Below are 9,019 nucleotides of genomic sequence, written 5' to 3' on the forward strand. Positions count from 1 at the left end.
ACTCGGCCGCACGGACCTGGTCGACCCAGAAGTCCGCGCCGTACTGGTCGGCGGGGCGGGCGCCCGGTTCGCGCCACGACGCCGGGTGCCACCCGGTGCCGTCGAGCGCGATCGCCAGGTGGAACGGGGGGTTGCTCATGACCGGGCCTCCTCGGGGAGGTGCAGGGCGCGGACCGCCACGAAGCTCGGCTCGGACCGCACCGTGAAACCGAGCTGGGAGTAGAGGCGGATGGCCGTCGTGTTGTCGGCGGCCGCGTGCAGGATGGGCAGCTCGTCGCGGGCGCGGATACCGGCCGCGAGGGCGAGGACGAGGCGGGTCGCGAGGCCGCGCCCGCGGGCGGCGGGGTCGGTGCAGACCGCGCTGATCTCGGTGGCGCCGGGCACCCGCAGGCGCTCGCCCGCCATCGCGACGAGCCCGAGGAGGTCGTCGTGGACGCCGAGGTAGGTGCCCAGCTCGTGGGTGCGACGCGCGAACGGGCCGGGCTCGGTGCGCCCCACCAGCGCGAGCATGGCGTCGACGTCGTCGTCCCCCAGCGTCTCGAGGCCGGCGTCGGGGGCGGCGGGTGCGGCGTCGTCGAGCACCATCTGCACCCCGGGCAGGTGGCGGACGACCTCCCAGCCCGGCGGCGGGTCCAGCGGCGTCATGGTGCGCACGACGAGGACCCCGCCCGGGCCGGCGAGCGTGACCGCGTCGTCCCACTCCGCGGCGTCACCCGGCGGCGCGAGGAACGGCGCGACGTCAGGGTGGTAGCGCACGGCGGCACCGTGACGGACGGCCAGGTGTGCGTGGGGCCCGTCGAGCGCGGCGCGGACGGGCTCGTCGAGCGCAGTCGTGGCGGGTGCGTTCACCCGGTGTCCTCCCTGTCGGTCGGTGCGCCGGAGGCCACCTACGCGTCCTGCGTGGCCCGTCGCGGAAGGACCCACCCCGGCCGCACGAAGTGGCACGTGTAGCCGTAGGGGATCTTCTGCAGGTAGTCCTGGTGGTCGGGCTCGGCCTCCCAGAACGGGCCGGCCTCGGTGACCTCGGTGACGACCTTGCCCGGCCACAGGCCGGAGGCGTCGACGTCGGCGATGGTGTCGAGGGCGACCCGGCGCTGCTCGTCGGAGGTGTAGTAGATCGCCGACCGGTAGCTGCGCCCGACGTCGTTGCCCTGGCGGTTCTTCGTCGACGGGTCGTGGATCTGGAAGAAGAACTCGAGGATCTCGCGGAACGAGATGACCTCGGGGTCGAACACGATCTCGACGGCCTCGGCGTGGTCGCCGTGGTTGCGGTAGGTCGCGTTCGGGACGTCGCCGCCGGAGTAGCCGACGCGCGTGGAGATCACGCCCGACCGGTGACGTAGCAGCTCCTGGGCACCCCAGAAGCATCCGGCCGCGAGGATCGCGGTCTCTGTGGCCATCGTGTGGTCCTCCTTCGTGCTGGTCCGACTCCTCGTGCAACACGTCCGGGTCCCGGGACGTTCCATGCAGGTGCGCTTCGCGCTCGTGAGCACTTTCGGGGGCTATAGCACCGGAAAGTGCTCACAAGGCCGCAGGCCACCTAGAAGTATCCGTTGGTCGGCAGCGCCTCGTCGCTGATGCGCAGCCGGCCGAGCGCGGTCGCCTTGTACGAGGCCGGGTTGTGCAGCGTGATCGTGCGGATGTTGCGCCAGTGCCGGTCCAGGTTGCGCGCCCGGCCGGACGCCGACGCGCCGCCGACGTCGAACAGCGCCGTCGCCGCGTCGGTCGCCACACGGTCCAGGTGCACCTTCACCGCGCAGATCGCGATCGACGCGGTGCGCCCCACCTCCTCGGTCGGCCCGCCGGCACGGACCGCCGCCTCGGCGGCCTCGACGGTCCCCGCCGCGGTGGCCACCGCCGACTCCGCGATCCACGCCGTGGCTGCCAGCCGCCCGACGGTCTCCTGCAGGATCGGGTCGTCGACCGCCCGCGGGGCGGGCGCGTGGTCGAACGTCCGCGACCGGCTGCGGACGAGCGCGGCGGCATCGGTCACCACGCTGCGCAGGATGCCCGCGATCACCGCGTGCAGGTAGAGCTGCAGGAACGGCACGTCCCCGGCCGGGCGCGGGGTGACGCGGGCCCGCACGCCGAGGACCTCGTCGGGGGCGACGACGACGTCGCGGAACGACGTCGTGCCGGTGCCGGTGCGGCGCTGGCCCATTCCGTCCCAGTCGTCGACCACGGTGACGCCCTCGCGGTCGGTCGGGACGAGGACCGTCGCGAGCCGGTCGCCCTCGACGCGGGCCGCCACCGCGATCCGGTCCGAGTACATCGTCCCGGTGCTGTAGTACTTCGTACCGTTGAGCACGAGCCGGCCGTCGATCTCGTCGAGCCGCGTCGTGAAGTCGTGCGACCCGGCGGAGACGGCGCCGGTCTCGCTGATCGCGTTCCCGAAGACCTTCCCGGCGCGGACCTCGTCGAGCCAGCGCCTGCGCACGTCGGGATCCTCGATCCGCAGGAAGCTCAGCACCTGGCTGTAGTGGGTGCGCAGCACGTGCGCGACGACGGGGTCGGCCTCGGCCAGGTCGACGACGAAGGCCAACACCTCCGGGATCGACGCGCCCTGCCCTCCCTCGTCGACGGGCAGGGACAGCGCGCCGAGCCCGGCCCGCGCGACCGCCGCGACCTGCTCGAACGGGCTCTCGTCGGCCAGCTCGCGCTCGGCGGCCCCGGCTCCGATCTCGGCGAGCAGGGCGGCCACGGCGGGCGAGCCCAGGGCGGCAGGGGAGGTCCCGGTCGATGACGGCGCAGCGCTCACGCGGCCGATCCCACCATGTGCGCTGCCTTGCGCCCCCACCTGCAAGTGCGGTCGAATCATGCGCATGTGCGCGTGCGGCCTCGAGGCCTTCTGGCCCAGCCGCCGTGGCCAGGAGTTCGATCAGTGGTGTCGCCGGGCCGCGTGAGCCCGCGCCCTCCTCGGAAGTCCCGCGTGTTCTGTGCGGCCGGTCCGTGCTGCGCCCTGAATTCCTCGAACTCCGAACGTCCCGGAAGGACGCCCATGTCGGTCACCGACGACTACCTGCAGAACAACCAGACCTACGCCGCCGGCTTCTCCGGCCCGCTGCCGCTCCCGCCCGCCCGCAAGACCGCCGTCGTCGCGTGCATGGACGCGCGCATCAACGTCTACGGCGTGCTGGGCCTGAACGAGGGCGACTCGCACGTCATCCGCAACGCCGGCGGCATCGTCGCCGACGACACGATCCGCTCCCTCGCGATCAGCCAGCACCTGCTCGGCACCGAGGAGATCGTGCTGATCCACCACACCGACTGCGGCATGCTGACGTTCACCGACGAGCAGTTCGCCGGCATCCTCGAGGACGCCGCCGGCGAGCGCCCCTCGTGGACGGCCAACGCTTTCCCTGACCTCGAGGGCGACGTCCGCGACTCCATCAAGCGGATCACCGACAGCCCGTTCGTGAAGAACAAGGACTCGGTCCGCGGGTTCGTCTTCGACGTGGCGACCGGGAAGCTGAGCGAAGTGAAGTAGGTGGGCGGAGCCCTCGTGAGCACTTTCCGGTGCCATAGCACCGGAAAGTGCTCACGAGCGCGTCAGCGCACCAGTGCGGAGGCCACCTCCCGGGCCGCGTCGAGGCCCGCCGTCGTGCCCTCGGTCCCGCGCCGGGCCACCGCGCCCTCGAGCAGCAGGAACAGGTGCTCGGTGAGCGCCTCGTCGCCGCCCACCAGCCGCGCGATCTCCCCGCGCACCGCCTCCTTGTGCTCGCGGATCACCACGCGCCCGGGATGGCCGTCCGGCAGTTCCGCGGCCGCGCGCTGGAAGGCGCAACCGCGCTCGGTGTCGAACCACGGATGAGCGAGATAGGTGTCGAACACCGTGAGCACCGACGGCTCCTCGGCGAGCCTCTCCTGAAGGTACGACCACCACCGCTCGTGCCGCTGCCGTAGATAGGCCGCCACGAGCGTCGCCTTCGAGCCGAAGCAGTCGTAGAGCGTCTTCTTCGTGACCCCGGCCGCGTCGGCGATGCCCGCGACCCCCACCGCGGTGATGCCGTCGTCGTAGAACAGCTCGGAGGCGCGCTCCAGCAGCTCGCGACCGGCAGGTGTCGTCATGCCGAAAACTATACCGACCGGTGGGTTGACATGACAGCTGCCGCCCGTGTTCTCTCGGCCCTACTAAACCGATCGGTATACCACTGGAGGAGAACGATGCGGGCCGTACTGCTCACCCGTCACGGCGGGCCGGACGCGCTGGAGTACCGCGAGGACGTGCCCGACCCGGAGCCCGGGCCCGGCGAGGTCCGGATCCGGGTCCGGGCCGCCGCGCTCAACAACACCGACATCTGGACGCGCGAGGGGGCCTACGGCGCTCCCGACGACCCCGACGCGGTCCACGGCTGGCGGCGCGAGGCGTTCACGTTCCCGCGTATCCAGGGCGCCGACGTCGCGGGGGAGATCGACGCGGTCGGTCCGGGCGTGCCGTCCACCCGGGTCGGTGAGCGCGTCCTCGTCGACCCGATGATCTACGACGGCGACGAGCGGGCCCTCGTCGTCACCGACTACCTCGGCAGCGAGCGCGACGGCGGGTTCGCCGAGCTGGTGACGGTGCCGGTCGGGAACGCGCACGCGGTGCGTGGCGATCTCGACGACGCCGAGCTCGCGAGCCTGCCGACCGCGGCCACCACCGCGATGCGCATGCTCGGGCGCGCCGGGCTCGCCCGCGCCGAGACGGTGCTCGTCACCGGAGCCTCGGGCGGGGTCGGGTCGGCGGCGGTGCAGATCGCGAAGGACCGCGGTGCCCGGGTGGTGGCGGTCGCGGCCGAGGCCAAGCACGCGGCGATCCGCGCGCTGGGGGCGGACGTCGTCGTCGCCCGCGACGCCGATCTCCCCACCGCCCTGCACGCCGCCGGGATCGACGAGGTCGACGTCGTCGCCGACGTGGTGGCCGGCAAGGCCTTCGTCGACCTGCTGCGGGTGCTCGCGCCGCTGGGGCGCTACGTCGTCGCGGGGGCGATCGCCGGCCCGATCGTGGAGACCGACCTGCGCACGATCTACCTGCGCCAGCTCACCGTCGTCGGCTCGTCGTTCGGGACCCACGCCGACTTCGCCGCCGTCGTCGACCTCGCGAACCGCGGCGCGCTGCGCCCCCTGGTCGCCGGGCGGTACCCGCTCGCGGAACTGGGCCGCGCCCAGGCCGACTTCGTGGCGAAGGACTTCGTCGGGAAGCTCGTGGTGACGGCGTGAACGGCGTCAAGGCGATCACGTTCGACGTCGTCGGCACCCTCATCGACTTCGAGACCGGGATCCTGGACTGCGTCCGGTCGGTAGGCGAGGGTCCCGACGACGAGGCGGTGCTGGCCGCGTTCGGCGCGGCCGAGGACATCCAGCTGCGGCTGACCCCGGAGATGCCGTTCACCGCGATGCTCGACCCGATCTCGGTGCGACTCGCGGAGGCGCTCGGGATGCCGGGTCTCGACGGGGGTTCGGGACCCTCGCCGCTGCGACGCTCGATCGCGACGTGGCCGGCGTTCCCGGACGCGGTCGAGGCGCTGGCGACGTTGCGGGAGCGGTTCCTGCTCCTCGCGGTGACGAACGCCGATCGAACCGCCCTGGACGCGATGGCGGCGACCCTCGGCGAGCCGTTCGCCGACGGGGTCACCGTGGACGAGGTGGGCGTCAACAAGCCGGACCCGCGGATGTTCGAGACGGCGCTGGAGCGGTTGGCAGCGGCCGGGGTCGTACGCGACGAGGTGCTGCACGTCGCCCAGAGCCAGTACCACGACATCGGGGCCGCCCACCGGCTCGGACTCGCGACCTGCTGGGTCCAGCGCCGCCGCGGGCGGGAAGGGTTCGGGGCCACCCCGGCACCGGGGGAGATGACGGTGCCCGATCTGCACGTCGGTTCGATGGCGGAGGTGATGCACTCCGCGGTGATGAACTGAACGTGTCGATATCCGCGCACTTCGTGTTCACGGGTCGCGGAGTACTCGATTTCGTCGTCACGAGTACGGCCGCATGGCCGATGCGAATGCGACCGAGATCTGGGCACGATCGTCGGGTTCAGCCATTCTCCCGACCGCTCGGAGAACCATATGCCGTACAACACAGCACCCGATGGCGCGCAGACGTTCTACAAGGACTGGGGGAGCGGCCGGCCCGTGGTGTTCAGCCACGGGTGGCCCCTCACCGCGGACGCGTGGGACGTCGAGATGAAGATGGTCGCCGACCACGGCTTCCGCGGGATCGCCCACGACCGCCGCGGGCACGGCCGTTCGTCCCAGACCTGGGACGGCAACGACATGGACACCTACGTCGCCGACCTCGCCTCGCTCATCGAGAACCTCGACCTGCGCGATGTGGTCCTCGTGGGCCACTCGACCGGCGGCGGCGAGGTCGTGCGCTACGCGGCCCGGGCCGCCAACGGGCGGGTCAGCAAGATCTTCACGGCGGGCGCGGTCCCGCCAGTCATGATCAAGTCCGACAGCAACCCCGAGGGCCTTCCGCGCGAGGCCTTCGACGAGATTCGTGCGGGCGTCCTGAAGGATCGCTCACAGTTCTACCAGGATCTGTCCGGGCCGTTCTACGGCGCCAATCGGGAAGGCAGTCAGATTTCCCAGGGCGCCCGCGACGACTTCTGGCGCCAGGGAATGACCGTCGGGCTCGCGGCCGCCTACGATTGCGTCAAGGCGTTCTCCGAGACCGACTTCACCGAGGACCTGAAGGCGATCGACGTCCCGATGGTGATCGCCCAGGGCGACGACGACCAGATCGTGCCGATCGCGGACGCCGCGCGGAAGGCGATCAAGCTGGTCAAGCACGCCGAACTCAAGATCTACCCGGGGGCGCCCCACGGCATCGGGGGCCCGTACCAGGAAGCCCTCGACAAGGACATCCTCGCCTTCATCAGCTGATCTCGGGCGCCACGACCTAGCCGAGTGGACCCGGAGGGCTGCGGACACAGCCGTGCGCGTCCACTCGGCGGGGGTCGGGCACCTACGCCCGCATCCCCGCCGCCAGCGTGTCCCCGGTCTGCGGGTCGATGACGAGGAACGAACCGGTCGCGGCGACGCGGTCGTAGTCGTCGAGCGGCAGCGGCTCGGCCACGGTGATCGCGACGTGCCCGATGTCGTTGATCTCCAGGCCGTCCGGGTCGGGCTCGCGGGCGAGCGTCTGCACGTCGAGCCGGTCGAGCACCGCCGTGATCATGCCCTGCACGGTGTGGGTGCCGTGCTTGACGAGCAGCCGACGCCCGGGCACCAGGGGCTTCTCGTGCAGCCAGGCCAGGGTGGCCTCGAACTCGGTGACCGGCTCCGGGGCGTCGTCGGCGGCGGCGATCACCGCGCCGCGGGCGACCCCGAGGTCGTCGGCGAGGCGCAGCACGACGCTGTCGCCTGCCGACGCGGACTCCTGCGAGCCCTCGAACCGGTCGATGCCCTCGATCGTCGTGCGCTGGCCGTCGGGAAGGACCGTCACGGCGTCGCCGACGCGGACCGTGCCCGCCCCGACGAGGCCCGCGTAGCCGCGGTAGTCGGGGTGGTCGGGGGTGCGCGGGCGGATGACGGTCTGCACCGGGAACCGGAACGGCGCCGCGGCGTCGGGACCGGCGACCGGCACGGACTCCAGGTGGTCGAGCAGCGTCGGCCCGTCGTACCAGGGGGTCTTCTCGGAGGGCGCCACGACGTTGTCGCCGACCTTCGCCGACACCGGGATGGTCACCACGGCGTCCTCGGCGTACCCGAGCGACTGCGCGATCTCGACGAACTCCTTGGCGATCGTGAGGTAGGTGCCCTCGTCGTAGTCGACGAGGTCGATCTTGTTGACGGCGAGCACCAGGCGCGGCACCCGCAGCAGCGCCATCACCGCGGCGTGGCGCCGGGTCTGCTCGACGACGCCGTGGCGCGCGTCGACCAGCAGCACCGCGAGCTGTGCGGTCGAGGCGCCGGTGACGGTGTTTCGGGTGTACTGGACGTGGCCGGGGGTGTCGGCGAGGACGAACGAGCGTCGCGGCGTCGCGAAGTAGCGGTACGCCACGTCGATCGTGATGCCCTGCTCGCGCTCGGAGCGCAGGCCATCGACCAGCAACGACAGGTCGGGGTCGCCGCCACCCTGCGTGGCGCGCTCGACGGCCTCCATCTGGTCGGCCAGCACCGACTTGGTGTCGTAGAGCAGCCGCCCGACGAGGGTGGACTTGCCGTCGTCGACCGAACCCGCCGTCGCCAACCGCAGAAGATCGGTACCCATTTAGAAATAGCCTTCCTTCTTGCGGTCCTCCATGGCGGCCTCGGAGAGCCGGTCGTCCGCGCGCGTCGCGCCGCGCTCGGTCAGCCGGGACTCGCGGACCTCGGCGAGCACTTCGTCCAGCGTCGTGGCCGTGGACTCGACGGCGCCGGTGCACGACCCGTCCCCGACGGTGCGGTAGCGCACGGTCTTCGACTCGACCTGCTCGTCGTCGCGCGCACCGCCCCACGGTCCGGCGGTCAGCCACATGCCGTCGCGGGAGAACACGTCGCGCTGGTGGGCGTAGTAGATCGTCGGCAGCTCGATGCCCTCGCGGGCGATGTAGCGCCACACGTCGAGCTCGGTCCAGTTCGACAGCGGGAACACGCGCACGTGCTCGCCCGGCTTGTGGCGGCCGTTGTAGAGGTTCCACAGCTCGGGACGCTGCCGCGAGGGCTCCCACGCGCCGAATGCGGTGCGCAGGCTGAAAATGCGCTCCTTGGCCCGCGCGCGCTCCTCGTCGCGTCGCCCGCCGCCGAAGACCGCGTCGTGACGATTGTCGGCGATCGCGTCGAGCAGGGGAGTGGTCTGCAGCGGGTTGCGGGTGCCGTCGGCGCGCTCGGTGAGGCGCCCGTCGTCGAGGTAGTCCTGGACCTTCGCGACCTCGAGCGTCAGGCCGTAGCGCTCGACGACCTCGTCCCGGAACGCGATGACCTCGTCGAAGTTGTGCCCGGTGTCGACGTGTAGGACCGGGAACGGCACCGGCGCGGGCCAGAACGCCTTCCGCGCCAGGTGCACGAGCAGCATCGAGTCCTTGCCGCCGGAGAAGAGGATCACCGGGCGGTCG

The 9,019-nt window shown here is 71.8% G+C and carries 10 protein-coding genes; 4 read left to right on the forward strand and 6 right to left on the reverse strand.

What is annotated here, in order from left to right; translation table 11 throughout:
* Nucleotides 1-135 precede the first annotated feature (135 nt).
* The 3 genes from VGI02_RS17850 to VGI02_RS17860 all read right to left on the reverse strand — a co-directional run bounded on the left by VGI02_RS17850 (nucleotide 136) and on the right by VGI02_RS17860 (nucleotide 2,758).
* Nucleotides 136-849: a GNAT family N-acetyltransferase gene (locus VGI02_RS17850; RefSeq protein ID WP_331629258.1), complete on the reverse strand. Its 714-nt coding sequence runs from the start codon at nucleotides 847-849 to the stop codon at nucleotides 136-138.
* A 38-nt stretch (nucleotides 850-887) separates the two neighbouring features.
* Complete coding sequence (msrA, locus tag VGI02_RS17855; RefSeq protein ID WP_331629260.1) at nucleotides 888-1,400, reverse strand: peptide-methionine (S)-S-oxide reductase MsrA; 513 nt, start codon at nucleotides 1,398-1,400, stop codon at nucleotides 888-890.
* 140 nt (nucleotides 1,401-1,540) lie between these two features.
* Nucleotides 1,541-2,758: an acyl-CoA dehydrogenase family protein gene (locus VGI02_RS17860; RefSeq protein WP_331629262.1), complete on the reverse strand. Its 1,218-nt coding sequence runs from the start codon at nucleotides 2,756-2,758 to the stop codon at nucleotides 1,541-1,543.
* Nucleotides 2,759-2,998: 240 nt separating this feature from the next.
* On the opposite strand from VGI02_RS17860, the gene VGI02_RS17865 reads away from it, so the two are divergent.
* Nucleotides 2,999-3,487, forward strand: coding sequence for a beta-class carbonic anhydrase (locus VGI02_RS17865; RefSeq protein ID WP_331629264.1), 489 nt, complete (start codon nucleotides 2,999-3,001; stop codon nucleotides 3,485-3,487).
* Nucleotides 3,488-3,549: 62 nt separating this feature from the next.
* On the opposite strand, the gene VGI02_RS17870 is transcribed toward VGI02_RS17865, so the two are convergent.
* A complete protein-coding gene (locus VGI02_RS17870; protein WP_331629266.1) occupies nucleotides 3,550-4,068 on the reverse strand; it encodes a TetR/AcrR family transcriptional regulator in 519 nt (172 codons plus the stop codon).
* 96 nt (nucleotides 4,069-4,164) lie between these two features.
* Between VGI02_RS17870 and VGI02_RS17875 the strand changes: the two genes are divergently transcribed.
* From VGI02_RS17875 to VGI02_RS17885, 3 genes are all read left to right on the forward strand, one after another.
* Nucleotides 4,165-5,199, forward strand: coding sequence for a zinc-binding dehydrogenase (locus tag VGI02_RS17875; protein ID WP_331629268.1), 1,035 nt, complete (start codon nucleotides 4,165-4,167; stop codon nucleotides 5,197-5,199).
* On the forward strand, nucleotides 5,196-5,897 hold the full coding sequence (locus VGI02_RS17880; protein WP_331629270.1) for an HAD-IA family hydrolase: 702 nt from the start codon (nucleotides 5,196-5,198) through the stop codon (nucleotides 5,895-5,897). The genes VGI02_RS17875 and VGI02_RS17880 overlap by 4 nt, the downstream gene beginning before the upstream one ends.
* Before the next feature lie 150 nt (nucleotides 5,898-6,047).
* The gene (locus VGI02_RS17885) at nucleotides 6,048-6,866 is read left to right on the forward strand and encodes an alpha/beta fold hydrolase (RefSeq protein ID WP_331629272.1); all 819 of its coding nucleotides are present in this window, start codon (nucleotides 6,048-6,050) and stop codon (nucleotides 6,864-6,866) included.
* Between the two features lie 82 nt (nucleotides 6,867-6,948).
* On the opposite strand, the gene cysN is transcribed toward VGI02_RS17885, so the two are convergent.
* The gene (gene cysN, locus VGI02_RS17890; protein WP_331629274.1) at nucleotides 6,949-8,196 is read right to left on the reverse strand and encodes a sulfate adenylyltransferase subunit CysN; all 1,248 of its coding nucleotides are present in this window, start codon (nucleotides 8,194-8,196) and stop codon (nucleotides 6,949-6,951) included.
* On the reverse strand, nucleotides 8,197-9,019 hold an 823-nt coding region (cysD, locus tag VGI02_RS17895; protein WP_331629276.1), incomplete at its 5' end, for a sulfate adenylyltransferase subunit CysD.

This window comes from Actinomycetospora sp. (assembly GCF_036497245.1).
Classification (GTDB): domain Bacteria; phylum Actinomycetota; class Actinomycetes; order Mycobacteriales; family Pseudonocardiaceae; genus Actinomycetospora.